Raw genomic sequence first — 24,372 nt, forward strand, 5'->3', positions numbered from 1 at the left:
ATTGCCCCTTATTTCTTGGCCTTCTTGTCGGCCGCGTGACCCTTGAACGTACGGGTCAGTGCGAACTCGCCAAGCTTGTGGCCGACCATGTTTTCCGTGACGTACACCGGAACGTGTTGACGGCCGTTATGAACGGCGATCGTCAGACCGATGAAGTCCGGCAGGATCGTCGAGCGACGCGACCAGGTCTTGATTGGCTTCTTGTCGCGCGATGCTGCAGCCGCCTCAACTTTCTTCAGCAAATGGGCGTCGCAGAACGGACCTTTTTTAATAGAACGTGCCATTGCCTACTCCTTAACGCTTGTGACGGCGCTGGACGATCATGCTCGTCGTGCGCTTGTTGCTACGGGTGCGATAACCCTTCGTCGGCGTGCCCCACGGGCTCACCGGATCGCGACCTGCAGCCGTCTTGCCTTCACCACCACCGTGCGGGTGATCGACCGGGTTCATAACAACGCCACGCACCGTCGGACGGATACCGCGCCAGCGGTTCGCGCCAGCCTTACCGATTTGACGGAGGCTGTGCTCTTCGTTGCCTACTTCACCGATCGTCGCGCGGCATTCGATGTGAACGCGGCGGATTTCGCCCGAACGCAGACGAACCTGCGCATAGGTGCCTTCGCGAGCCAGCAGCATCGCCGACGTACCAGCCGAACGCGCCATTTGCGCGCCCTTGCCCGGCAACATCTCGATGCAGTGAATCGTCGTACCGACCGGGATGTTGCGGATCGGCAGCGTATTGCCTGCGCGGATCGGAGCTTCCGAACCCGACATCAGTTGCGTACCAACCGTCACGCCCTTCGGAGCGATGATGTAACGACGCTCGCCGTCTGCGTACAGGACCAGCGCGATGTTCGCGCTACGGTTCGGATCGTATTCGAGGCGTTCAACCTTTGCCGGAATACCATCCTTCGTGCGACGGAAATCGACGATACGGTAGTGTTGCTTATGACCACCGCCTTTGTGACGTGTGGTGATGTGGCCGTTGTTGTTACGGCCGGCGGTCTTGCTCTGCACGTCGAGCAGCGGCGCGTACGGCTTGCCCTTATGCAGATCCTTGTTGACCACCTTGACCATCGCGCGGCGGCCCGGCGAAGTCGGCTTAACTTTCACGATTGCCATGATTACTTGGCCTCCGCTTCAAAGTTGATTTCCTGGCCGGGCTTCAGGCAGACGTAGGCCTTCTTCACGTCCTTGCGCTTGCCCATGAAACGGCCAAAGCGCTTTGCTTTGCCCTTCTGGACCAGCACGTTGACGGAATTGACTTCCACCTTGAACAGCAGCTCGACAGCAGCCTTCACTTCCTGCTTCGTAGCGTCCGGCGCAACTTCGAACACGACTTGCTCGTTCTTGTCAGCCACCAGGGTCGCCTTTTCGGAGATCACCGGCGCGAGCAGAACTTGCATCAAACGATGATCGTTTTTGCGAACTTCGCTCATGACAGCAACTCCTCGATCTGGGCGACCGCAGCCTTCGTGATCAGCACTTTCTTGAAGTAGATCAGCGACAGGGGGTCGGCGTAACGCGGCTCGACAACCGCCACATGGGCCAGGTTGCGCGACGCGAGGTACAGGTTTTCGTCAACCGTGTCGGTGATGACCAGCACGGAGTCGAGACCCATTGCCTTGAACTTTTCGGCCAGCAGCTTCGTCTTCGGTGCTTCGAGCGTCAGCTCGTCGACAACCGCGATGCGGCCTTCGCGGGCCAGCTGCGAGAAGATCGAGCAGAGACCTGCGCGATGCATCTTCTTGTTGACCTTGTGCGAGAAATTTTCTTCCGGCGAATTCGGGAAGATACGACCACCGCCACGCCACAACGGGCTCGACGACATACCGGCACGAGCACGGCCCGTACCCTTCTGGCGCCACGGCTTTTTCGTGGTGTGCTTGACCTGCTCACGATCCTTCTGAGCGCGGTTACCGCTACGTGCGTTCGCCTGATAAGCGACGACGATCTGGTGGATCAGGGCTTCGTTGTAGTCACGGCCGAACACGACGTCCGACGCGTTAACTGCTGCGCCTTCCTGACCGTTGGCATTCAGGAGCTTAAGTTCCATTATTTCGCTCCTTTCACGGCGCGCGTCTTCACAGCCGGCGTCACGAAAACCTTGCCGCCCTTCGCACCCGGAACAGCACCCTTGACCAGCAGCAGCTTGCGATCTGCGTCGATACGTGCGATTTCGAGGTTCTGCACGGTGACCGTCTCGTCACCCATATGACCCGTCATGCGCTTACCCGGGAAAACACGACCCGGATCCTGCGCCATACCGATCGAACCCGGCACGTTGTGCGAACGCGAGTTACCATGCGATGCACGACCCGACGCGAAGTTGTAGCGCTTGATGGTACCGGCGTAGCCCTTACCGATCGAGGTGCCTTGCACGTCGACCTTCTGACCTACTTCGAAGAGATCCACACCGATCACTGCGCCATTCGACAGCTCGGCGGCCTTGACGGCGTCGATCTGGAATTCCTTGAGGATTTCACCGGCTTGAACGCCGGCTTTGGCGAGATGACCTGCCAACGGCTTCGTCACACGCGATGCACGGCGCGTACCGAAGGCAACCTGAACGGCCGTGTAGCCGTCGGTTTCAACAGTCTTGATCTGCGTCACGCGGTTGTCGGACACGTCCAGCACGGTGACGGGAATCGAATCCCCTTCAGCCGTGAAGATACGGGTCATGCCAACCTTGCGACCTACGAGTCCAAGGCTCATCGTTTTCTCCATTCCCGACTGCGATTGGTCGGGGCTAATTTACAAAATGCCTCGCGCTTCAGAGGCGAAACGCGACGGCTTTTTTACGCAAATGCGCGAAAAGCCTTGCATTATAGCGAGGCTTTTCGTTTTCTGCAAGCAATCAAAGACTTAGCGGCATCCAATAACCCGGTAACCGCTCGCAGCCTTTACTGCAGCTTGATTTCGACGTCGACACCAGCCGGCAGATCCAGCTTCATCAACGCGTCGACGGTCTTGTCCGTCGGATCGACGATGTCCATCAGGCGTTGGTGCGTGCGGATTTCGAGCTGGTCGCGCGACGTCTTGTTGACGTGCGGCGAACGAAGGATGTCGAAACGCTGGATGCGGGTCGGCAGGGGCACCGGACCACGAACGATTGCGCCAGTCCGCTTTGCCGTGTCGACGATCTCAGCTGCCGATTGATCGATCAGACGATAGTCGAACGCTTTGAGGCGAATGCGGATTTTCTGGTTCTGCATGACGAATTCCTTGGAAAGAGCGAGGCGATATTGCACCGCCGATTAAAAAAGAGCGTAGGTCTGGGCGCCCGCTTGGCGCGAGTGCCCAGACCCGGGCACTGCATACTGCTACAGCAATCTTCGATTTTACTCGATGATCTTAGCAACGACACCTGCGCCGACGGTACGGCCACCTTCGCGGATTGCGAAGCGCAGACCTTCTTCCATGGCGATCGGAGCGATCAGCTTCACCGTGATCGACACGTTGTCGCCCGGCATCACCATTTCCTTGTCCTTCGGCAGTTCGATCGAGCCCGTCACGTCCGTCGTACGGAAGTAGAACTGCGGACGGTAGTTGTTGAAGAACGGCGTGTGACGGCCGCCTTCGTCCTTGCTCAGCACGTACACTTCAGCCGTGAAGTGCGTGTGCGGCGTGATCGAACCCGGCTTGGCCAGCACCTGGCCACGCTCCACGTCTTCACGCTTCGTGCCGCGCAGCAGGATACCGACGTTGTCGCCTGCCTGCCCCTGGTCGAGCAGCTTGCGGAACATTTCCACGCCCGTGCAGGTCGTCTTCACCGTCGGCTTGATACCGACGATTTCGATTTCTTCGCCGACCTTGACGATGCCGCGCTCGACGCGACCCGTCACCACCGTGCCACGACCCGAGATCGAGAACACGTCTTCCACCGGCATCAGGAACGCGCCGTCAACCGCGCGCTCCGGCGTCGGGATGTACGTGTCCAGGGCGTCGGCCAGGTTCATGATCGCCACTTCGCCCAGCTCGCCCTTGTCGCCTTCGAGCGCCAGCTTCGCCGAACCCTTGATGATCGGCGTGTCGTCGCCCGGGAAGTCGTACTTCGACAGAAGTTCGCGCACTTCCATTTCGACCAGCTCGAGCAGCTCGGCGTCGTCCACCATGTCGCACTTGTTCAGGAACACGATGATGTACGGCACACCGACCTGACGCGCCAGCAGGATGTGCTCACGCGTTTGCGGCATCGGGCCGTCAGCAGCCGAGCACACCAGAATTGCGCCGTCCATCTGCGCTGCGCCCGTGATCATGTTCTTCACATAGTCAGCGTGGCCCGGGCAGTCGACGTGCGCGTAGTGGCGGTTCGCCGTTTCGTACTCGACGTGTGCCGTGTTGATCGTGATACCGCGCGCCTTTTCTTCCGGCGCTGCGTCGATCTGGTCGTAGGCCTTTGCTTCGCCGCCGAACTTCGCGGTCAGCACCGTCGTGATCGCTGCCGTCAGCGTGGTCTTGCCGTGGTCAACGTGACCGATCGTGCCGACGTTCACGTGCGGCTTGGTCCGCTCGAATTTACCTTTAGCCATGTTTCTCTTCTTTCAAAAAAGTTGTTCGATGAATGACTATGCGAGGTCTTACTTCGACTTCGCGTTGATGATCGCTTCCGACACGTTACGCGGAGCTTCTGCGTAGTGCTTGAATTCCATCGTGTACGTTGCGCGGCCTTGCGTCAGCGAGCGCAGCGACGTCGAGTAGCCAAACATCTCCGACAGCGGCACTTCAGCGCGGACGATCTTGCCGCCGCCCACCATGTCTTCCATGCCCTGGACGATACCGCGACGGCCCGACAGGTCGCCCATCACGTTGCCCATGTAGTCTTCAGGCGTTTCGACTTCCACGGCCATCATCGGTTCGAGGATGACCGGGCTCGCCTTGCGCATTGCTTCCTTGAACGCCATCGAACCAGCCATGCGGAACGCATTTTCGTTCGAGTCAACGTCGTGGTACGAACCGAACGTCAGGTGGACCTTCACGTCGACAACCGGGAAGCCCGCCAGCACGCCGGCCTTGAGCGTTTCCTGGATACCCTTGTCGACCGCCGGGATGTATTCACGCGGAATCACACCACCCTTGATCTCGTCCAGGAACTCGTAGCCCTTGCCTTGTTCATTCGGCTCGAGCGTGATGACAGCGTGGCCGTACTGGCCGCGGCCGCCCGACTGCTTGACGAACTTGCCGTCAACGTCGGCTGCCGTCGCGCGAATCGTTTCGCGGTATGCCACCTGCGGCTTACCAACGGTTGCTTCGACGCCGAATTCACGCTTCATCCGGTCAACCAGAATTTCGAGGTGGAGCTCGCCCATGCCCGAAATGATGGTTTGACCCGATTCTTCGTCCGTCTGAACGCGGAACGACGGATCTTCCTGAGCCAGACGGTTCAGTGCGAGACCCATCTTCTCCTGGTCAGCCTTGGTCTTCGGCTCGACAGCCTGCGAGATCACCGGCTCCGGGAAAATCATGCGTTCCAGCACGATCGGGTTTTGCGGATCGCACAGCGTGTCGCCCGTCGTCGCTTCCTTCAGGCCAACGGCTGCAGCGATGTCGCCCGCGCGCACTTCCTTGATTTCTTCGCGCTGGTTCGCGTGCATCTGCAGAATACGGCCCAGACGTTCCTTCTTGTCTTTGGTCGCGTTCAGAACCGTGTCGCCCGAATTGACGACGCCCGAATACACACGGAAGAAGATCAGCTGGCCGACGAACGGGTCGGTCATGATCTTGAATGCCAGTGCCGAGAACTTTTCGTCGTCAGCAGCGCGGCGCTCAGCCTTCTCGCCGTTTTCCAGTTCGCCGGTAACCGGCGGAATGTCGACGGGCGACGGCAGGAAGTCCAGAACTGCGTCCAGCATGCGTTGCACGCCCTTGTTCTTGAACGCGGTGCCGCACAGCATCGGCTGGATTTCGCAAGCGATCGTACGGTCGCGCAGACCCTTGATGATTTCCGCTTCCGACAGTTCGCCGTCTTCGAGGTACTTGTTCATCAAGTCTTCGCTCGACTCAGCGGCGGCTTCGATCATCTTTTCGCGCCATTCGTTGCACGAATCGACCAGTTCAGCCGGGATGTCTTCGTACGAGAACTTGGTGCCTTGGGACGCTTCGTCCCAAATGATCGCCTTCATCTTCATCAGATCGACGACGCCCGTGAAGTTCTCTTCCGCGCCGATCGGCACGACGACGGGAACCGGGTTCGCCTTCAGACGCAGCTTGAGCTGGTCGTAGACCTTGAAGAAGTTCGCGCCGGTACGGTCCATCTTGTTGATGAACGCGAGACGGGGAACCTTGTACTTGTTAGCCTGGCGCCACACCGTTTCCGATTGCGGCTGCACGCCGCCCACTGCGCAGTAGACCATGCACGCACCGTCGAGCACGCGCATCGAGCGCTCAACTTCAATCGTGAAGTCGACGTGGCCCGGCGTGTCGATGATGTTGATGCGGTGCTCGGCACGGTCGCCCGCCATGCCCTTCCAGAACGCCGTCGTAGCAGCGGACGTGATGGTAATACCACGTTCCTGTTCCTGCTCCATCCAGTCCATGGTAGCGGCGCCGTCGTGCACTTCACCGATCTTGTGGTTCACGCCGGTATAGAACAGGATGCGCTCGGTCGTCGTCGTTTTGCCGGCGTCGATGTGAGCGCTAATACCGATGTTGCGGTAGCGCTCGATAGGAGTCTTGCGAGCCACTTTGATCCTCTATTGGGATGACACGATGGAAACCAGTCCATCGCGCTCTAACACAAACGGGCGAGGCGCTTTGCAAGCGCACCCGCCCGGAATTTCTTTCCGCTTTACTGCCAGCCCGGGGACGGGATGCTTAGAAACGGAAATGCGAGAACGCCTTGTTGGCTTCTGCCATCCGGTGAACTTCGTCGCGCTTCTTCATCGCGCCGCCACGGCCTTCAGCCGCTTCGGAGAGTTCACCAGCCAGACGCAGAGCCATCGACTTCTCGCTGCGCTTCTTCGCGGCTTCACGCAGCCAACGCATCGCCAATGCCATACGACGCGACGGACGCACTTCGACCGGAACCTGATAGTTCGCACCACCAACGCGACGGCTCTTCACTTCGACCACCGGCTTCACGTTGTTGAGCGCTACCGTGAACACTTCCAGCGGGTCCTTGCCACCCTTGGTCTGGATCTGTTCGAAAGCGCCGTACACGATGCGCTCGGCAACCGACTTCTTGCCGGAGAGCATCAGCACGTTCATGAATTTTGCAACATCAACGTTACCGAACTTCGGATCCGGCAACACTTCCCGCTTGGGGACTTCGCGACGACGCGGCATGTTTCTTCCTTTGACTTTTCAGTTGGAGCAGTGCCTCTGCACTCACCCCGCGGCCACCAACTAACCCGATTCATCCATTACGACTTACCAGCCTGGTCGGGTGACCACTTACTCGACAGCACCGGCTATCCGGCACCACCGCTAAACCGCTCTTGTGAGCGACCTGTTACTGCCGACCGGCTTCTTACTTGCCAGCCTTGGCACGCTTCGCACCGTACTTCGAGCGAGCCTGCTTACGATCCTTGACGCCCTGGGTATCCAGCGAGCCACGAACCATGTGGTAACGCACACCCGGCAAGTCCTTCACACGGCCGCCGCGAATCAGCACGACCGAGTGTTCCTGCAGGTTGTGGCCTTCACCACCGATGTACGAAATGACTTCGAAGCCGTTCGTCAGGCGCACCTTGGCGACCTTACGGAGTGCCGAGTTCGGCTTCTTAGGCGTCGTGGTGTACACACGGGTGCACACGCCGCGACGCTGGGGGCAGTCCTGCAAGGCCGGGCTCTTGCTCTTCGTCGTTTCCGACGTGCGGCCTTTGCGAACCAGTTGATTGATGGTTGGCATTGTTTATTCCTGAAATTGAACAAAATCGACGCGTTCATTTCTGGGCAAAGCAGAAAATGACGCGTTCTGACTACTGCTGATTTCCAGCCCTGGCGTTTTGGCGACGCGCTCGCGCCGCACGGAATCCTGCCAAGAACCGGAACCTAGCATCATATTCCGAAAATCCCAAACGAGTCAACAGGTTGCGCCGATTCGAAAGGGTTGGCGGCGCACCAAGACTCAATCCGCAGCGACGACTTCGAGCAGTTCGTCGCCGAAACGGTCGAGCTTACGCGCGCCCATACCCGGAATATGGCGCAAATCTTCGAGCGACCCCGGGGAGTTGCGCGCAATTTCGGCCAGCGTGGCATCGTGGAAAATGACGTAAGCCGGCACGCCATCGCTCTTCGCGGTTTCCGTGCGCCACGCGCGCAGACGGTCCCAGCGCGCGCGCTCGCGTGAATTCATGCCCGCTGTCGGATCGGCGCGTTCGCTTGTGCGTCCGGAGGATTGACGCGTGCGCACTGGCTTCACATAGCGCCGCATCGTCACTTGTTGCTCGCCTTTTAGGACAGGCTTGCTGGCTTCCGTCAGCACGAGGGCACCGAAACCGTCGTGATCGACGGTGAGAAATCCGAATGCGACCAACTGGCGAAACACCGCTCGCCATTCATGTTCGGATAACGCCGCACCAATTCCGAATGTGCTCAGCTTCTCGTGGCCACGCTGCAGAATCTTCTCGGTACGATTGCCGCGAAGAATGTCGATCAGATGTCCTGCGCCGAAATTGAATCCGCTAGCGCGCTGCGCACGAAACGCGCATGACAGCGCCATCTGCGATTCACGCGTGGCATCCCACGATGCCGGCGGCTCGAGACATGTATCACAGTTGCCGCAGGGCTTGCCCTCTTCGCCGAAGTAAGCCAGCAACCGCACGCGCCGGCACGTAGCCGTTTCGCATAAACCGAGCAACGCATCGAGCTTGCCGGTTTGCACGCGCTTATGCGCATCGTCGGCGTCGGATTCGTCGATCATCTTGCGCTGCTGCACGACATCGCCGAGACCGTACGTCATCCAGGCGTTCGCCGGCAAACCATCGCGGCCGGCGCGCCCTGTTTCCTGGTAATAGCCTTCGACGCTCTTCGGCAAATCGAGATGCGCGACAAAGCGCACGTCCGGTTTGTCGATGCCCATGCCGAACGCGATCGTCGCGCACATCACGATGCCCTCTTCGCGCTGGAAGATTTCCTGGTGCCGCTGGCGCACCTCAAACTCCATTCCCGCGTGATACGGCAGCGCTCGCACGCCCTGCGCCTTCAGCCATTCAGCCGTCTCTTCGACCTTGCGGCGCGACAGGCAATACACGACCCCCGCGTCGGTCGTGTTGTCCGGACGCGTGTGTTCCGCGCGGATGAAATCGAGCAGTTGCGAACGCGCGTTGTCCTTCTCGACGATCCGATAGCGGATATTCGGCCGATCGAAACTCGATACGAACACACGCGCGTCGTCGAGCGCGAGGCGATGAATGATTTCGTCGCGCGTGATCGCGTCGGCCGTGGCCGTCAGCGCGATGCGCGGTACCGAAGGGAACCGCTCGTGCAACACCGACAGCTGGATGTACTCGGGTCTGAAATCGTGCCCCCATTGCGACACGCAATGTGCTTCGTCGATAGCGAACAAGCCGATTCGCGCGCGCTCGAGCAGATCGAGAAAGCGCGGCGTCATCAGCCGTTCAGGAGCGACGTACAGCAGATCGATTTCGCCCTCACGCAAGGCGCGCTCCGTCGCGGCCGCATCGGCGCCTGACAGCGTCGAGTTCAAATACGCCGCGCGCACGCCGACTTCCCGCAAGGCCGCCACCTGGTCCTGCATCAACGCGATCAGCGGCGAGACGACGATCCCTGCGCCCAACCCGGCTTCGCGGCGCACCAGCGACGGAATCTGATAGCACAGCGATTTGCCACCGCCTGTCGGCATCAGCACCAGACAGTCGCCGCCAGAAGAAACGTGTTCGACGATTTCTCCCTGCTGCCCTCGAAACGCGGGATAACCGAAAACTTCGTTGAGGATCTGGAGCGGACGGGACATGAAGGAGAGAAAAAAGTGCGCGGAGCGGGTGACTCGAATTTTACCAATGCAATCGCACTTCGCCCGAGGTTTGTCGTGTAACTGACCGTCCGGCAGAGTCCGAAGGGCATAGGAAGAAACGCAAATCCGCAAGGCGAAAAAAAACCGCCCGGTCGAAACCGGGCGGTTCATGCAACTTCAGCGAACTTCACAGGCGTGGCGGCATAAGCCGCCTGCCGGCTTATTCGTTGGTGTGCGGCGTTTGCTCGGCGGCCGGGGTTTCCGGCGTACCGAACTCGAAGGCCTCTTCTGCTGCGATCTGGTCGAAACGTTCGCGATCCGCCATTTCCTTGGTCTTGCGTGCCTTGTGGAACGCGAGACCCGTACCGGCCGGAATCAGACGACCGACGATCACGTTTTCCTTCAGGCCACGCAGATCGTCGCGCTTGCCCATGATCGCCGCTTCCGTCAGCACGCGGGTCGTTTCCTGGAACGATGCCGCGGAGATGAACGAGTCGGTCGACAGCGACGCCTTCGTGATACCCAGCAGGATGTTCTCGTACGTTGCCGGACGCTTGTCTTCCGCGATCATGCGATCGTTTTCGTCCAGCATGTCCGACCGCTCGACCTGCTCACCCGGGATGAAGCGCGTATCGCCGTTGTCAGTGATCTGCACGCGACGCAGCATCTGACGGACGATCACCTCGATGTGCTTGTCGTTGATCTTCACGCCCTGCAGACGGTACACGTCCTGCACTTCGTCCACGATGTAACGCGACAGCGCTTCGATACCCTGCAAACGCAGGATGTCGTGCGGATCGGCCGGCCCGTCGACGATCATTTCGCCCTTGTTGACGACTTGACCATCGTGCACCAGAACCTGCTTTTCCTTCGCGATCAGGAACTCGTGCTGATTGCCTTCGAGGTCCGTGATAACGAGACGCTGCTTGCCCTTCGTGTCCTTACCGAACGACGTCGTACCCGTGACTTCCGCCAGGATACCTGCGTCCTTCGGCGAACGTGCTTCGAACAGTTCCGCCACACGCGGCAGACCACCCGTAATGTCACGCGTCTTCTGCGCTTCGGTCGGGATACGTGCGAGCACTTCACCCACCTGAACCTGCTGACCATCCTTCACGGTGATCAGTGCGCCGACCTGGAAGCCGATCTGAACCGAGTGCTCCGAGTTCGGGATCTTGACTTCGTCGCCGTTCGCGTCGAGCAGCTTCACCTGCGGACGCACGCTCTTCGAAGCCTGCGAGCCGCGGCGCTTCACGTCGATCACGACGAGAGTGGACAGACCCGTCACGTCGTCGATCTGCTTCGCGACCGTCACGCCTTCCTCGACGTTTTCGAACTTCACCGTACCGCCCCACTCGGTGATGATCGGACGCGTCAGCGGATCCCACGTGGCCAGTTGCGTGCCCGCCTTGATCTGCGCGCCGTCGAGTTGCAGCAGCGTCGCGCCGTACGGCACCTTGTGACGCTCGCGCTCGCGGCCGTGATCGTCGGTGATCATCGCTTCGCCCGAACGCGAGATGACGATCTGCTCGCCCTTCGCATTCGTCACGTAACGCATCGTCGACGTGAAACGCACCGTACCGTTCGACTTCGCTTCGACCGACGACGCCACTGCCGCACGCGATGCCGCACCACCGATGTGGAACGTACGCATGGTCAGCTGCGTGCCCGGCTCACCGATCGACTGAGCAGCGATCACGCCGACTGCTTCGCCGACGTTGACCGACGAGCCGCGGCCCAGGTCGCGGCCGTAGCAGGCTGCGCACAGACCGTAACGCGTTTCGCAAGTCAGCGGCGTGCGCACGCGCACTTCGTCGATACCCAGGCGTTCGATTTCTTCGACCGCGTCTTCGTCGAGCAGCGTGCCCGATTCGAACAGCGTTTCCTGCGTTTCCGGATTGACGACGTCAGCCACCGCAACGCGGCCCAGAATACGGTCACGCAGTGCTTCGACGACTTCACCGCCTTCGACCAGCGCCTTCATTGCCACGCCGTTCGACGTACCGCAATCGTCTTCGACCACGACGAGATCCTGCGTCACGTCGACGAGACGACGCGTCAGGTAACCCGAGTTTGCCGTCTTCAGTGCCGTATCAGCCAGACCCTTACGTGCACCGTGGGTCGAGATGAAGTACTGCAACACGTTCAGGCCTTCACGGAAGTTCGCCGTAATCGGCGTCTCGATGATCGAGCCGTCCGGCTTCGCCATCAGGCCACGCATACCAGCGAGCTGACGGATCTGAACTGCCGAACCACGCGCACCCGAGTCGGCCATCATGTAGATGGAGTTGAACGACTCCTGACGCGTCTGGTTGCCGTCGCGGTCTACGACCGGTTCCGTCGACAGTTGCTCCATCATCGCCTTGCCGACCGCTTCCGACGTTGCCGACCAGATGTCGACCACGTTGTTGTAGCGTTCCTGCGAGGTGACGAGACCCGACATGTACTGACGGTCGTATTCCTTCACCTTCTTCGCGGCGTCGCCGACGATAGTCTCCTTCTGCGGCGGCACGAGCATGTCGTCGACGCAGATCGAGATACCGGCGCGCGTGGCCAGGCGGAAGCCCGACTGCATCAACTGGTCGGCGAAAATCACCGTTTCACGCAGACCGCACTTGCGGAATGCAGTGTTGATCAGACGCGAGATTTCCTTCTTCTTCAGCGGCTTGTTCAGCACCGAGAACGGCAGGCCCGGCGGCAGAATTTCCGACAGGATCGAACGGCCGACGGTCGTCGCGTACAGCGTGACCTTCGGCACGAATGCCGGCGCACCTTCCGACTTGTCTTCGTTATGGACCATTTCGGTGATCCGCACGTTGACGCGCGAGGCCAGTTCGACTTCCTTGTTCTCGTACGCGCGCAGCGCTTCCGACACGCCCGTAAACGTCAGGCCTTCGCCCTTGCCGTTGATCGCTTCGCGCGTCGCGTAGTACAGGCCGAGCACGATATCCTGCGACGGCACGATCGACGGATCGCCGTTGGCCGGGAACAGCACGTTGTTCGACGCCAGCATCAGCGTGCGCGCTTCCATCTGCGCTTCGAGCGACAGCGGAACGTGAACAGCCATCTGGTCACCGTCGAAGTCGGCGTTGAACGCCGCGCAAACGAGCGGGTGCAGCTGGATAGCCTTACCTTCGATCAGCACCGGCTCGAAAGCCTGAATGCCAAGACGGTGCAGCGTCGGCGCGCGGTTCAGCATCACCGGATGTTCGCGAATGACTTCTTCGAGAATGTCCCACACCACCGGCGTCTGGTTCTCGACTTCCTTCTTCGCAGCCTTGATGGTGGTAGCAACACCCATCACTTCCAGCTTGTTGAAGATGAACGGCTTGAACAGTTCGAGCGCCATCAGCTTCGGCAGACCGCACTGATGCAGCTTCAGCGTCGGGCCAACCACGATGACCGAACGGCCCGAGTAGTCGACGCGCTTGCCCAGCAGGTTCTGACGGAAGCGACCGCCCTTACCCTTGATCATGTCGGCGAGCGACTTCAGCGGACGCTTGTTTGCGCCCGTCATCGCCTTGCCGCGACGACCGTTGTCGAGCAGCGAATCGACGGCTTCCTGCAGCATCCGCTTTTCGTTGCGAACGATGATTTCAGGCGCCTTCAGTTCGAGCAGACGCTTCAACCGGTTGTTACGGTTGATCACGCGGCGATACAGGTCGTTCAGGTCCGACGTCGCAAAACGGCCGCCGTCCAGCGGAACCAGCGGACGCAGTTCGGGCGGCAGCACCGGCAGCACTTCGAGAATCATCCACTCGGGCTTGATGCCCGAACGCTGGAAGGCCTCGAGCACCTTCAGGCGCTTCGCGTACTTCTTGATCTTCGCTTCCGAACCCGTGTTCTTCAGCTCCGAGCGCAGCGTTTCGACCTGCTCGTCGATGTTGATCGCGCGCAGCAGTTCGCGCACGCCTTCCGCGCCCATTTCAGCGCGGAATTCGTCACCGTACTCTTCGACCTTATTGTAGTAATCCTCTTCCGTCATGATCTGACGCGCCTTCAGCGGCGTCATGCCCGGATCGATCACCACATATGCTTCGAAGTACAGCACGCGCTCGATGTCGCGCAGCGTCATGTCGAGCACCATGCCCAGACGCGACGGCAGCGACTTCAGGAACCAGATGTGCGCGACAGGCGAGGCCAGTTCGATGTGGCCCATGCGTTCGCGACGCACCTTCGCGAGCGTCACTTCAACGCCGCACTTCTCGCAGATCACGCCACGGTGCTTCAGGCGCTTGTACTTGCCGCAAAGGCATTCGTAGTCCTTGATCGGACCGAAAATCTTCGCGCAGAACAGACCATCCCGCTCCGGCTTGAAGGTGCGGTAGTTGATGGTTTCCGGCTTCTTGACTTCACCGAACGACCACGAACGGATCTTGTCCGGCGAGGCCAGACCGATCTTGATCGCGTCAAAAACTTCTTCCTGTTGGACTTGCTTGAATAGATCGAGCAGAGCTTTCATTGCTTTCTCTCCGTAGTCCGATTAGTTGCGGTCGAGGTCGATGTCGATACCGAGCGAGCGGATTTCCTTCACCAGCACGTTGAAGGATTCCGGCATGCCCGCGTCGATCACGTGATCGCCCTTCACCAGGTTCTCGTAAACCTTGGTCCGGCCCGTCACGTCGTCCGACTTGACCGTCAACATTTCCTGCAGCACATACGATGCGCCGTAGGCTTCGAGCGCCCACACTTCCATTTCACCGAAGCGCTGACCACCGAACTGCGCCTTACCACCCAGCGGCTGCTGCGTGACCAGCGAGTACGGACCCGTCGAACGCGCGTGCATCTTGTCGTCGACCAGGTGGTGCAGCTTCAGGTAGTGCATGTAGCCAACCGTCACCGTACGTTCGAAGGCTTCACCCGTGCGGCCGTCAAACAGACGCACCTGGTTCTTCGACTTCGTCATGCCGAGGTTCTGCGCGATGTCGTCCGGGTAGGCGAGATCCAGCATGCTGGACATTTCCTCTTCCGTCGCACCGTCGAACACCGGCGTTGCGAACGGCACGCCTTCGCGCAGGTTCTTCGCGAGTTCGAGGATTTCGTCGTCGGAGAAGCTTTCCAGCTCTTCCGCACGGCCCGACTCGTTGTAGATCTTGGTCAGGAACTTGCGAACTTCTTCGATCTTCGCCTGACGCTGCAGCATTTCGCCGATACGCCAGCCCAGACCCTTCGCGGCCCAACCCAGATGCACTTCGAGAACCTGACCCACGTTCATCCGCGACGGAACGCCCAGCGGGTTCAGCACGACGTCAGCCGGACGGCCATCGGCCATGTACGGCATGTCTTCGATCGGAACGATCTTCGACACGACACCCTTGTTACCGTGACGGCCTGCCATCTTGTCGCCAGGTTGCAGGCGGCGCTTCACAGCCAGGTAGACCTTGACCATCTTCAGCACGCCCGGCGGCAGTTCGTCGCCTTGCGTGAGCTTCTTGCGCTTCTCTTCGAAAGCGAGGTCGAACTGGTGACGCTTCTGTTCGATCGAATCCTTGATCGCTTCGAGCTGTGCCGCTGCTTCTTCGTCCGCGAGGCGGATGTCGAACCAGTGGTAGTGATCCAGATCTTCCAGGTAAGCGCGTTCGATCTTCGTGCCCTTCGCGAGCTTCTTCGGACCGCCGTTCGCCACCTTGCCTTCGAGCATACGTGCAAGACGCTGGAACGCGTCGCCTTCCACGATACGCAACTGGTCATTCAGGTCCAGGCGATAGCGCTTCAGTTCATCGTCGATGATCTGTTGCGCACGCTTGTCGCGCTGGATGCCTTCACGCGTGAACACCTGCACGTCGATAACCGTGCCGCTCATGCCCGACGGCACGCGCAGCGACGTGTCCTTCACGTCCGACGCCTTCTCACCGAAGATCGCGCGCAGCAGCTTTTCTTCCGGCGTCAGCTGGGTTTCGCCCTTCGGCGTGACCTTGCCGACCAGCACGTCGCCTGCTTCGACTTCCGCGCCGATGTACACGATGCCCGACTCGTCGAGACGGCCAAGCTGCACTTCAGCGAGATTCGAAATATCGCGCGTGATTTCTTCCGGTCCGAGCTTCGTGTCGCGAGCAACGACGTTCAATTCTTCGATGTGGATCGACGTGTAGCGATCGTCCGCAACGACCTTCTCCGAGATCAGGATCGAGTCTTCGAAGTTGTAGCCGTTCCACGGCATGAACGCGACCAGCATGTTCTGGCCAAGCGCCAGTTCACCGAGGTCCGTCGAAGCGCCGTCAGCCAGCACGTCGCCGCGCGCAACCTTGTCGCCGACCTTCGCGATCGGACGCTGGTTGATGTTCGTGTTCTGGTTCGAACGCGTGTACTTGATCAGGTTGTAGATGTCGACGCCGACGTCGCCAGCCACCGCTTCATCATCGTTCACACGAATCACGATACGGCCTGCATCGACGTAGTCGACCACACCACCACGCAGCGCCTGCACGGTCGTGCCCGAGTCGACAGCCACCGTGCGCTCGATACCCGTACCGACGACCGGCTTCTCCGGACGCAGACACGGCACAGCCTGACGCTGCATGTTCGAGCCCATCAATGCACGGTTCGCGTCGTCGTGCTCGAGGAACGGAATCAGCGATGCGGCCACCGACACGATCTGCGACGGCGCCACGTCCATGTACTGGATGCGGTCCGGCGTGACCATCAGCGTTTCGCCCGCTTCACGCGACGACACGAGTTCGTCGGTCAGCGTGCCATCTTCCGCCACGGCCGCGTTCGCCTGAGCGATCACGTAACGGCCTTCTTCGATTGCCGACAGATAGTCGATCTGATCCGTGACCTTGCTGTCCGTCACCTTGCGATACGGCGTTTCGAGGAAGCCGTATTCGTTCAGGTGCGCGTACAGCGCCAGCGAGTTGATCAGGCCGATGTTCGGACCTTCCGGCGTTTCAATCGGGCACACACGGCCATAGTGGGTCGGGTGCACGTCGCGGACTTCAAAGCCAGCGCGCTCGCGCGTCAGACCACCCGGGCCAAGTGCCGAAACACGGCGCTTGTGGGTGATTTCCGACAGCGGATTGGTCTGGTCCATGAACTGCGACAGCTGCGACGAACCGAAGAACTCGCGAATTGCCGACGAAATCGGCTTCGAGTTGATCAGGTCGTGCGGCATCAGGTTTTCGCTTTCGGCCTGGCCGAGGCGTTCCTTCACTGCACGTTCGACACGCACGAGACCCGCGCGGAACTGGTTTTCCGCCAGTTCGCCGACGCAACGCACACGACGATTGCCCAAGTGGTCGATATCGTCCACTTCGCCCTTGCCGTTACGCAGTTCGACCAGGATCTTGATGGTCGCGAGGATGTCGTCGTCCTGCAGCGTCATCGGGCCGACGATTTCGTCACGGCCGACGCGGCGGTTGAACTTCATACGACCCACCTTCGACAGGTCGTACGCTTCTTCGCTGTAGAACAGACGGTTGAACAGCGCCTCGACGGCTTCTTCCGTCGGCGGTTCGCCCGGACGCATCATGCGGTAGATTGCGATGCGCGCGGCCATCTTGTCGGCCGTTTCGTCGATACGCAGCGTCGACGAGATGTACGGACCTTGATCCAGATCGTTCGTGTAGAGCGTCTGGATGTCCTTGATCTTCGCTTCGCGCAGCTTTTCGAGCACGCTTTCGGTGACTTCGTCGTTCGCGTTTGCGATCACTTCGCCCGTGTCGCCATCAACCACGTTCTTCGCGAGCACGCGGCCGAGCAGGTAGTCTTCGGGGACCGAAATGTACTTGGTCTTCGCGTTTTCGAGGTCGCGAATGTGCTTCGCGTTGATACGCTTGTCCTTCTGGACGATGACCTTGCCGTCGCGATCCGTAATGTCGAAGCGCGCGACTTCACCGCGCAGACGCTCCGGCACGAACTCCATCTGCGCGCCTTCCGGCATCAGCGTGAAGTTATCGAACACGAAGAAGTTCGCGAGGATCTGTTCCGGCGTCAGGCCGATTGCCTTCAGCAGGATCGTGACAGGCATCTTGCGACGACGGTCGACGCGGAAGTACAGCACGTCCTTCGGATCGAATTCGAAGTCGAGCCACGAGCCACGGTAAGGAATGATCCGTGCCGAGAACAGCAGCTTGCCGGAGCTGTGCGTCTTGCCCTTGTCGTGTTCGAAGAACACGCCAGGCGAACGGTGCAACTGCGACACGATCACGCGTTCCGTGCCGTTGATGACGAACGAGCCAGTCGGCGTCATGAGCGGAATTTCGCCCATGTACACTTCCTGTTCCTTCACTTCCTTGACGACAGGCTTGCTCGGCGATTCCTTGTCGAGCAGCACCAGACGCACCTTGGCACGCAGCGCCGAACAGTAAGTCAGACCGCGCTGCTGACATTCCTTGATGTTGAATGCCGGCGGCGACAGCATGTAGCTGACGAACTCTAGACGAGCAAACCCGTTATGCGAAACAATGGGGAAAACTGACGTGAACGCAGCTTGCAGACCTTCCGGTTTGCGCTGCACTGTGGGCACTTCCGCTTGCAGAAACGTGCTGAATGATTCAAGCTGGGTAGCCAGCAGGAAAGGTACTTGGTGAACGATGGGGCGCTTCGCGAAACTCTTGCGAATACGCTTCTTCTCGGTGAAGGAATATTGCATACGATCTCCGAATCACGGCGGGCATTGTTGTCGAGGCGGGATACCTTGATGTGACAACCCGAGTGTTCACCGACTGAGACCCGTTGGCCGTCCGATGGCTTGAACGAGCCTAGAAGCTTGGTGGTTGGCCGCTACCAACCGCTGGCTGACGGCAGCGGATGCCTGTGTTGCCCGCTACCCGACCAAACTTGCCTTCTGCAGTCGCTTCAGAAGACAAAGAGAAACGCCAGTCGAACTTCCCGAACGGCGATTTTCTTTGGCTTCTGGGATTACGTTTTTGCCGAAACTTGAGAGCAAAAACGTCGTTCCCACAAAGCACAAAAAGGCCGGCGGTGGAAAACCGCCAGCCTTCGCACAGCGCGCCGAAACTTACTTGATTTCAGCCTTCGCGCCGGCTTCTTCCAGCTTCTTCTTGGCTTCTTCAGCAGCAGCCTTCGGTACCGCTTCCTTAACAGGCTTCGGTGCACCGTCGACCAGGTCCTTCGCTTCCTTCAGGCCCAGGCCCGTCAGTTCGCGAACTGCCTTAATCACGGAAACCTTGTTTGCGCCCGTTTCGGTCAGGATAACCGTGAACTCGGTTTGCTCTTCAGCAGCAGCAGCGCCGCCGCCAGCGCCTGCCGGGCCAGCAACTGCAACAGCAGCAGCCGACACGCCAAACTTTTCTTCGAATGCCTTGACCAGTTCGTTCAGTTCCAGAACCGACATCGCGCCTACGGCTTCGAGGATGTCTTCTTTTGCGATTGCCATTTGAAATACTCCTAAATTGAATTCGGATACAGCCAGCGATCAATTACGCTCGACTGAAGTGCGTCGATGCACTGCTTACGCAGCTTCGCTTTCCTTCTTTTCTGCCAGCGCGGCCAGAGCACGCGCAAAGCCAGAAACAGGAGCTTGCATAACGAACAACAGCTTGGAGAGCAGTTCCTCGCGGCTCGGGATGTTGGCCAGCGCTTGCACGCCCGCCTTGTCCATCACTTTGCCTTCGTAGGAACCGGCCTTGATGACCAACTTGTCATTGCTCTTGCTGAAGTCATTAACGACCTTCGCAGCAGCAATTGCATCTTCCGAGATGCCGTAGATCAGCGGACCAGTCATCTGCTCAGCCAGCGGAGCAAACGGGGTACCTTCGACAGCGCGACGCGCCAGCGTGTTCTTCAACACGCGCAGATACACCTGTTGCTCGCGCGCTTTCGCGCGCAGCTTGGTCAGATCGCCAACCGTGATCCCACGATACTCAGCCAGAACCACCGTCTGGGCTTTCGCGACTTGCGCGGAAACCTCAGCTACGACGGCCTGCTTACTTTCTTTGTTAAGTGGCACGGTTAACCTCCAGATTCGATGCGCTTGGCACATGCCTCGCGCATCGCGTTCAACAACGGCGTCCGACCAGTCAGGAGTACTTCGACCGCTCGATTTCCACATGGCTGTGCAAATCAAACGGCTTCACCACTTCAAAACTTTTTCGGGTTCGCCATCTGCGTTGGCTTGAATTAAGGAAGCTCCCAACTGCTGCGCCTCCACCAACGGTCTTTGACAACCGGTCGCCAGATTCAGATTGCAACCTCGCGACCGCCCAAAGCCCTTAAATCGCCCCAGCCTTTCGACCGAAGCGGTTAAAACTTTACTGTGCTGCCAGCGTTGCCTGATCAACACGCACGCCAACACCCATGGTGCTCGACAATGCGATCTTGCGCAGGTATACGCCCTTGCTCGTCGCCGGCTTCGCCTTTTGCAGCGCTTCGACCAGCGCGCTCAGGTTCGAACGCAGAGCCGTCGGCTCGAACGATGCGCGACCGATCGTTGCGTGGATGATACCGGCTTTGTCGACACGGAACTGAACCTGACCGGCCTTCGCGTTCTTGACCGCGGTCGCGACGTCCGGCGTGACCGTGCCGACCTTCGGGTTCGGCATCAGGCCGCGCGGGCCGAGGATCTGACCCAGCGTACCGACCACACGCATCGTGTCCGGCGAAGCGATCACGACGTCGAAATTCAGGTTACCGGCCTTCACTTGCTCAGCCAGGTCTTCCATACCGACGATTTCAGCGCCCGCTGCACGAGCCTGCTCGGCCTTTTCACCTTGCGCGAACACAGCAACACGGACCGACTTACCGGTACCAGCCGGCAGAACGACCGAACCGCGAACAACCTGGTCCGACTTCTTTGCGTCGATGCCGAGTTGCACTGCGACGTCGATCGATTCGTCGAACTTCGCGCTTGCGCACTCCTTCACGAGCGACAGAGCCTCATCGATCGCGTACAGCTTTTGACGATCAACCTTGTTTGCAAATGCTTGCAGACGCTTCGAAAGCTTAGCCATTTACACGCCCTCCACGGTGATGCCCATCGAGCGGGCGCTACCAGCGATCGTACGAACCGCTGCGTCCAGATCAGCAGCCGTAAGATCCGGCATCTTGGTCTTTGCGATTTCTTCAGCTTGAGCGCGCGTGATCTTACCGACCTTGTCGGTGTGCGGCTTGCTCGAACCCTTGTCGAGCTTCGCTGCCTTCTTGATCAGAACCGTAGCCGGCGGCGTCTTCAGAACGAACGTGAAGCTCTTGTCTGCGAACGCGGTGATGACGACCGGAATCGGCAGACCCGGCTCCATCGCTTGGGTCTGCGCGTTGAACGCCTTGCAGAACTCCATGATGTTCAGGCCGCGTTGACCCAGTGCCGGACCAACCGGCGGCGACGGATTGGCTTTACCTGCAGGAATCTGCAGCTTGATAAAGCCGATGATTTTCTTTGCCATGTTGAAAACCTCTTTGGAACGCAAGTGCGTTCAGTGAGTAGTAGCGCGCCCTCGTCGAACTTCGACTATCGACGCTCCTCAACGGCCATTACGCGGACCGTAAGCGCGAAAGACGGACCGCGCCATCCGGCGCGATCCGCGAAACCTGACTCACAGCTTTTCGACCTGACCGAATTCCAGTTCTACTGGAGTCGCACGACCGAAAATCGTGACAGATACTCGGACACGCGACTTTTCGTAGTTCACTTCCTCGACGCTGCCGTTGAAGTCGGTAAATGGGCCATCCTTCACCCGAACCATCTCGCCCACTTCGAACAGGGTTTTCGGGCGCGGCTTCTCGACGCCTTCCTGCATCTGGGACATGATTTTCTCGACTTCCCGCGGGGAAATCGGGCTCGGACGGTTGCGCGCGCCGCCCACGAAACCCGTCACCTTTGCCGTGTTTTTCACGAGGTGCCACGTCTCGTCAGTCATTTCCATTTCGACGAGCACATAGCCCGGAAAGAAGCGACGCTCGGTCACCGACTTGTGACCACCCTTCACCTCGACGACTTCTTCGGTCGGGACGAGAATCTGTCCAAACTTGTCCTGCATGCCAGCACGTTCAATGCGCTCTTGAAGCGCACGTTGCACGCTCTTCTCCATACCGGAGTAGGCGTGCACTACGTACCAACGTTTTCCGCTCGGGGATGCCGGAATATCACTCATATCATTTCCAACCCAGAATCGCCGAGAAAATTGTCCACTCGATGGATTTATCGCAAATCCAGAGGAACACCGCCATGACCAGTACAAACCCGAAAACCACCAAAGTTGTCTGGCTTGCTTCCTTGCGGGTCGGCCAGACAACCTTGCGGACTTCTTTGTACGAATCTTTGGCGAACGCGATAAAACCTTTGCCGGGCGCTGAGAGAAGACCGACTGCGACGCCTGCGATCAGTCCGACAGCCAAAGCCGCTCCGCGGACGTACCACTCTTGGCCATTCAGCCAGAAGAACCCCACGAACCCGGCCAAGACCAACAATACGCCAGCGACGAGCATCAGCTTGTCGCTGGAAGTATTAACAGTTTCGACGGAAGGATTCGCCATAACACCTTAACGAGCGCCACACATGACGCGAGAGTTGGCAGGGGCAGAGGGAATCGAACCCCCAACCTTCGGTTTTGGAGACCGACGCTCTGCCAGTTGAGCTATACCCCTAAACCATTGGGGTCGGCGGCATCGCCAACCCGAAACAACCGATCAACGAGAACTGGCTGGCTTACTCGATGATCTTAGCAACGACACCTGCGCCGACGGTACGGCCACCTTCGCGGATTGCGAAGCGCAGACCTTCTTCCATGGCGATCGGAGCGATCAGCTTCACCGTGATCGACACGTTGTCGCCCGGCATCACCATTTCCTTGTCCTTCGGCAGTTCGATCGAGCCCGTCACGTCCGTCGTACGGAAGTAGAACTGCGGACGGTAGTTGTTGAAGAACGGCGTGTGACGGCCGCCTTCGTCCTTGCTCAGCACGTACACTTCAGCCGTGAAGTGCGTGTGCGGCGTGATCGAACCCGGCTTGGCCAGCACCTGGCCACGCTCCACGTCTTCACGCTTCGTGCCGCGCAGCAGGATACCGACGTTGTCGCCTGCCTGCCCCTGGTCGAGCAGCTTGCGGAACATTTCCACGCCCGTGCAGGTCGTCTTCACCGTCGGCTTGATACCGACGATTTCGATTTCTTCGCCGACCTTGACGATGCCGCGCTCGACGCGACCCGTCACCACCGTGCCACGACCCGAGATCGAGAACACGTCTTCCACCGGCATCAGGAACGCGCCGTCAACCGCGCGCTCCGGCGTCGGGATGTACGTGTCCAGGGCGTCGGCCAGGTTCATGATCGCCACTTCGCCCAGCTCGCCCTTGTCGCCTTCGAGCGCCAGCTTCGCCGAACCCTTGATGATCGGCGTGTCGTCGCCCGGGAAGTCGTACTTCGACAGAAGTTCGCGCACTTCCATTTCGACCAGCTCGAGCAGCTCGGCGTCGTCCACCATGTCGCACTTGTTCAGGAACACGATGATGTACGGCACACCGACCTGACGCGCCAGCAGGATGTGCTCACGCGTTTGCGGCATCGGGCCGTCAGCAGCCGAGCACACCAGAATTGCGCCGTCCATCTGCGCTGCGCCCGTGATCATGTTCTTCACATAGTCAGCGTGGCCCGGGCAGTCGACGTGCGCGTAGTGGCGGTTCGCCGTTTCGTACTCGACGTGTGCCGTGTTGATCGTGATACCGCGCGCCTTTTCTTCCGGCGCTGCGTCGATCTGGTCGTAGGCCTTTGCTTCGCCGCCGAACTTCGCGGTCAGCACCGTCGTGATCGCTGCCGTCAGCGTGGTCTTGCCGTGGTCAACGTGACCGATCGTGCCGACGTTCACGTGCGGCTTGGTCCGCTCAAACTTACCTTTGGCCATTTTCGACTCCTAAGAGGATTTTTCCGTACGTTGCGCCGGGCGCAAACAATCACTTTGGTACCAGCTGGTGCCCATGGGCAGGATCGAACTGCCGACCTCTCCCTTACCAAGGGAGTGCTCTACCACTGAGCCACATGGGCGCTACATCTACTTTGCTTGCTGGAGCGGGTGAAGGGAATCGAACCCTCGTCGTAAGCTTGGAAGGCTTCTGCTCTACCATTGAGCTACACCCGCAAGGATCTATCGATTCCCAACAACTGCGTTACAGCACTTTGAAATCTGGTGGAGGAGGTTGGATTCGAACCAACGTAGGCGTAAGCCAACAGATTTACAGTCTGCCCCCTTTAGCCACTCGGGCACCCCTCCGCAGAGAACTGATGATTATGGGGGAGCGATTACATCTTGTCAAGTGGCTCTTGACCGCTCGAAACCCATAGGCTCTCACTTATAGTAGAGCCAGAAACGCCAAGACCCCGCTTTTGAGGGCGGGGTCTTGTCTTGGGTAAGGAGCCTGACGATTACCTACTTTCACACGGGCAATCCGCACTATCATCGGCGTGGAGTCGTTTCACGGTCCTGTTCGGGATGGGAAGGGGTGGTACCGACTCGCTATGGTCATCAGGCATGACGGGTTGCTGCGTCGCGCTGGAGGTTGGGTAAC

At 59.4% G+C, this 24,372-nt stretch carries 20 protein-coding genes, 4 tRNA genes and 1 rRNA gene; all 25 read right to left on the reverse strand.

Translation table 11 applies throughout. The features are described 5' to 3' along the window. Nucleotides 1-8: 8 nt before the first annotated feature. Nucleotides 9-284, reverse strand: coding sequence for a 30S ribosomal protein S19 (rpsS, locus tag C2L66_RS14960; RefSeq protein ID WP_006998484.1), 276 nt, complete (start codon nt 282-284; stop codon nt 9-11). A gap of 10 nt (nt 285-294) precedes the next feature. Continuing rightward, nucleotides 295-1,122, reverse strand: coding sequence for a 50S ribosomal protein L2 (rplB, locus tag C2L66_RS14965; protein WP_060599589.1), 828 nt, complete (start codon nt 1,120-1,122; stop codon nt 295-297). Nucleotides 1,123-1,124: 2 nt separating this feature from the next. Next, nucleotides 1,125-1,439, reverse strand: coding sequence for a 50S ribosomal protein L23 (gene rplW, locus C2L66_RS14970; protein WP_007730525.1), 315 nt, complete (start codon nt 1,437-1,439; stop codon nt 1,125-1,127). Beyond that, entirely contained in the window at nt 1,436-2,056 is a 621-nt protein-coding gene (rplD, locus tag C2L66_RS14975) for a 50S ribosomal protein L4 (RefSeq protein WP_007730523.1), read from the reverse strand. The genes rplW and rplD overlap by 4 nt, the downstream gene beginning before the upstream one ends. Continuing rightward, the gene (gene rplC / locus C2L66_RS14980; RefSeq protein ID WP_035991100.1) at nt 2,056-2,715 is read right to left on the reverse strand and encodes a 50S ribosomal protein L3; all 660 of its coding nucleotides are present in this window, start codon (nt 2,713-2,715) and stop codon (nt 2,056-2,058) included. The genes rplD and rplC overlap by 1 nt, the downstream gene beginning before the upstream one ends. A gap of 188 nt (nt 2,716-2,903) precedes the next feature. Continuing rightward, nucleotides 2,904-3,215 carry a 30S ribosomal protein S10 gene (gene rpsJ, locus C2L66_RS14985; protein WP_006998489.1) on the reverse strand — a complete coding sequence of 104 codons (312 nt, stop codon included), beginning with the start codon at nt 3,213-3,215 and terminating at the stop codon, nt 2,904-2,906. A gap of 126 nt (nt 3,216-3,341) precedes the next feature. Continuing rightward, nucleotides 3,342-4,532, reverse strand: coding sequence for an elongation factor Tu (gene tuf, locus C2L66_RS14990; RefSeq protein WP_028371383.1), 1,191 nt, complete (start codon nt 4,530-4,532; stop codon nt 3,342-3,344). A gap of 48 nt (nt 4,533-4,580) precedes the next feature. Continuing rightward, on the reverse strand, nt 4,581-6,683 hold the full coding sequence (gene fusA / locus C2L66_RS14995; protein ID WP_054929168.1) for an elongation factor G: 2,103 nt from the start codon (nt 6,681-6,683) through the stop codon (nt 4,581-4,583). A gap of 130 nt (nt 6,684-6,813) precedes the next feature. After that, a complete protein-coding gene (gene rpsG, locus C2L66_RS15000; protein ID WP_006053291.1) occupies nt 6,814-7,284 on the reverse strand; it encodes a 30S ribosomal protein S7 in 471 nt (156 codons plus the stop codon). 184 nt (nt 7,285-7,468) lie between these two features. Further along, nucleotides 7,469-7,849 carry a 30S ribosomal protein S12 gene (gene rpsL / locus C2L66_RS15005; protein WP_006053290.1) on the reverse strand — a complete coding sequence of 127 codons (381 nt, stop codon included), beginning with the start codon at nt 7,847-7,849 and terminating at the stop codon, nt 7,469-7,471. A 219-nt stretch (nt 7,850-8,068) separates the two neighbouring features. Continuing rightward, the gene (recQ, locus tag C2L66_RS15010; RefSeq protein ID WP_054929169.1) at nt 8,069-9,916 is read right to left on the reverse strand and encodes a DNA helicase RecQ; all 1,848 of its coding nucleotides are present in this window, start codon (nt 9,914-9,916) and stop codon (nt 8,069-8,071) included. Nucleotides 9,917-10,136: 220 nt separating this feature from the next. Continuing rightward, nucleotides 10,137-14,378, reverse strand: a complete 4,242-nt coding sequence (gene rpoC / locus C2L66_RS15015) for a DNA-directed RNA polymerase subunit beta' (protein WP_054929170.1) — start codon at nt 14,376-14,378, stop codon at nt 10,137-10,139. Nucleotides 14,379-14,399: 21 nt separating this feature from the next. After that, complete coding sequence (gene rpoB, locus C2L66_RS15020) at nt 14,400-18,506, reverse strand: DNA-directed RNA polymerase subunit beta (protein ID WP_054929171.1); 4,107 nt, start codon at nt 18,504-18,506, stop codon at nt 14,400-14,402. 369 nt (nt 18,507-18,875) lie between these two features. Then, nucleotides 18,876-19,253 carry a 50S ribosomal protein L7/L12 gene (rplL, locus tag C2L66_RS15025; protein ID WP_035988792.1) on the reverse strand — a complete coding sequence of 126 codons (378 nt, stop codon included), beginning with the start codon at nt 19,251-19,253 and terminating at the stop codon, nt 18,876-18,878. 75 nt (nt 19,254-19,328) lie between these two features. Continuing rightward, a complete protein-coding gene (gene rplJ, locus C2L66_RS15030; protein ID WP_176054979.1) occupies nt 19,329-19,859 on the reverse strand; it encodes a 50S ribosomal protein L10 in 531 nt (176 codons plus the stop codon). Nucleotides 19,860-20,127: 268 nt separating this feature from the next. Continuing rightward, nucleotides 20,128-20,826, reverse strand: coding sequence for a 50S ribosomal protein L1 (gene rplA, locus C2L66_RS15035; RefSeq protein WP_007578362.1), 699 nt, complete (start codon nt 20,824-20,826; stop codon nt 20,128-20,130). Beyond that, on the reverse strand, nt 20,827-21,258 hold the full coding sequence (gene rplK / locus C2L66_RS15040) for a 50S ribosomal protein L11 (RefSeq protein ID WP_007578363.1): 432 nt from the start codon (nt 21,256-21,258) through the stop codon (nt 20,827-20,829). A gap of 150 nt (nt 21,259-21,408) precedes the next feature. Then, on the reverse strand, nt 21,409-21,966 hold the full coding sequence (nusG, locus tag C2L66_RS15045) for a transcription termination/antitermination protein NusG (protein WP_007578364.1): 558 nt from the start codon (nt 21,964-21,966) through the stop codon (nt 21,409-21,411). 1 nt (nt 21,967) lies between these two features. Next, nucleotides 21,968-22,348, reverse strand: a complete 381-nt coding sequence (gene secE, locus C2L66_RS15050; protein ID WP_054929172.1) for a preprotein translocase subunit SecE — start codon at nt 22,346-22,348, stop codon at nt 21,968-21,970. Between the two features lie 35 nt (nt 22,349-22,383). Then, nucleotides 22,384-22,459 (reverse strand) — tRNA-Trp (locus C2L66_RS15055). 61 nt (nt 22,460-22,520) lie between these two features. Then, nucleotides 22,521-23,711 (reverse strand): elongation factor Tu, encoded by a 1,191-nt coding sequence (tuf, locus tag C2L66_RS15060; RefSeq protein WP_028371383.1) that lies wholly within the window; start codon nt 23,709-23,711, stop codon nt 22,521-22,523. Between the two features lie 65 nt (nt 23,712-23,776). Further along, nucleotides 23,777-23,851 (reverse strand) — tRNA-Thr (locus C2L66_RS15065). A 20-nt stretch (nt 23,852-23,871) separates the two neighbouring features. Then, a tRNA-Gly gene (locus tag C2L66_RS15070) sits at nt 23,872-23,945 on the reverse strand. 46 nt (nt 23,946-23,991) lie between these two features. Next, a tRNA-Tyr gene (locus tag C2L66_RS15075) sits at nt 23,992-24,077 on the reverse strand. Between the two features lie 143 nt (nt 24,078-24,220). Further along, nucleotides 24,221-24,334: ribosomal RNA gene (gene rrf / locus C2L66_RS15080) — 5S ribosomal RNA — on the reverse strand. Between the last annotated feature and the right edge of the window lie 38 nt (nt 24,335-24,372).

This window comes from Paraburkholderia caribensis, from assembly GCF_002902945.1.
GTDB lineage: Bacteria > Pseudomonadota > Gammaproteobacteria > Burkholderiales > Burkholderiaceae > Paraburkholderia > Paraburkholderia caribensis.

What these genes read in the sequence shown, in the direction of transcription:
- rpsS (WP_006998484.1), bottom strand. Translation starts at nt 284, where the DNA reads ATGGCACGTTCTATTAAAAAAGGTCCGTTCTGCGACGCCCATTTGCTG.
- rplB (WP_060599589.1), bottom strand. Translation starts at nt 1,122, where the DNA reads ATGGCAATCGTGAAAGTTAAGCCGACTTCGCCGGGCCGCCGCGCGATG.
- rplW (WP_007730525.1), bottom strand. Translation starts at nt 1,439, where the DNA reads ATGAGCGAAGTTCGCAAAAACGATCATCGTTTGATGCAAGTTCTGCTC.
- rplD (WP_007730523.1), bottom strand. Translation starts at nt 2,056, where the DNA reads ATGGAACTTAAGCTCCTGAATGCCAACGGTCAGGAAGGCGCAGCAGTT.
- rplC (WP_035991100.1), bottom strand. Translation starts at nt 2,715, where the DNA reads ATGAGCCTTGGACTCGTAGGTCGCAAGGTTGGCATGACCCGTATCTTC.
- rpsJ (WP_006998489.1), bottom strand. Translation starts at nt 3,215, where the DNA reads ATGCAGAACCAGAAAATCCGCATTCGCCTCAAAGCGTTCGACTATCGT.
- tuf (WP_028371383.1), bottom strand. Translation starts at nt 4,532, where the DNA reads ATGGCTAAAGGTAAATTCGAGCGGACCAAGCCGCACGTGAACGTCGGC.
- rpsG (WP_006053291.1), bottom strand. Translation starts at nt 7,284, where the DNA reads ATGCCGCGTCGTCGCGAAGTCCCCAAGCGGGAAGTGTTGCCGGATCCG.
- rpsL (WP_006053290.1), bottom strand. Translation starts at nt 7,849, where the DNA reads ATGCCAACCATCAATCAACTGGTTCGCAAAGGCCGCACGTCGGAAACG.
- recQ (WP_054929169.1), bottom strand. Translation starts at nt 9,916, where the DNA reads ATGTCCCGTCCGCTCCAGATCCTCAACGAAGTTTTCGGTTATCCCGCG.
- rpoC (WP_054929170.1), bottom strand. Translation starts at nt 14,378, where the DNA reads ATGAAAGCTCTGCTCGATCTATTCAAGCAAGTCCAACAGGAAGAAGTT.
- rpoB (WP_054929171.1), bottom strand. Translation starts at nt 18,506, where the DNA reads ATGCAATATTCCTTCACCGAGAAGAAGCGTATTCGCAAGAGTTTCGCG.
- rplL (WP_035988792.1), bottom strand. Translation starts at nt 19,253, where the DNA reads ATGGCAATCGCAAAAGAAGACATCCTCGAAGCCGTAGGCGCGATGTCG.
- rplJ (WP_176054979.1), bottom strand. Translation starts at nt 19,859, where the DNA reads ATGTGCCAAGCGCATCGAATCTGGAGGTTAACCGTGCCACTTAACAAA.
- rplA (WP_007578362.1), bottom strand. Translation starts at nt 20,826, where the DNA reads ATGGCTAAGCTTTCGAAGCGTCTGCAAGCATTTGCAAACAAGGTTGAT.
- rplK (WP_007578363.1), bottom strand. Translation starts at nt 21,258, where the DNA reads ATGGCAAAGAAAATCATCGGCTTTATCAAGCTGCAGATTCCTGCAGGT.
- nusG (WP_007578364.1), bottom strand. Translation starts at nt 21,966, where the DNA reads ATGAGTGATATTCCGGCATCCCCGAGCGGAAAACGTTGGTACGTAGTG.
- secE (WP_054929172.1), bottom strand. Translation starts at nt 22,348, where the DNA reads ATGGCGAATCCTTCCGTCGAAACTGTTAATACTTCCAGCGACAAGCTG.
- tuf (WP_028371383.1), bottom strand. Translation starts at nt 23,711, where the DNA reads ATGGCCAAAGGTAAGTTTGAGCGGACCAAGCCGCACGTGAACGTCGGC.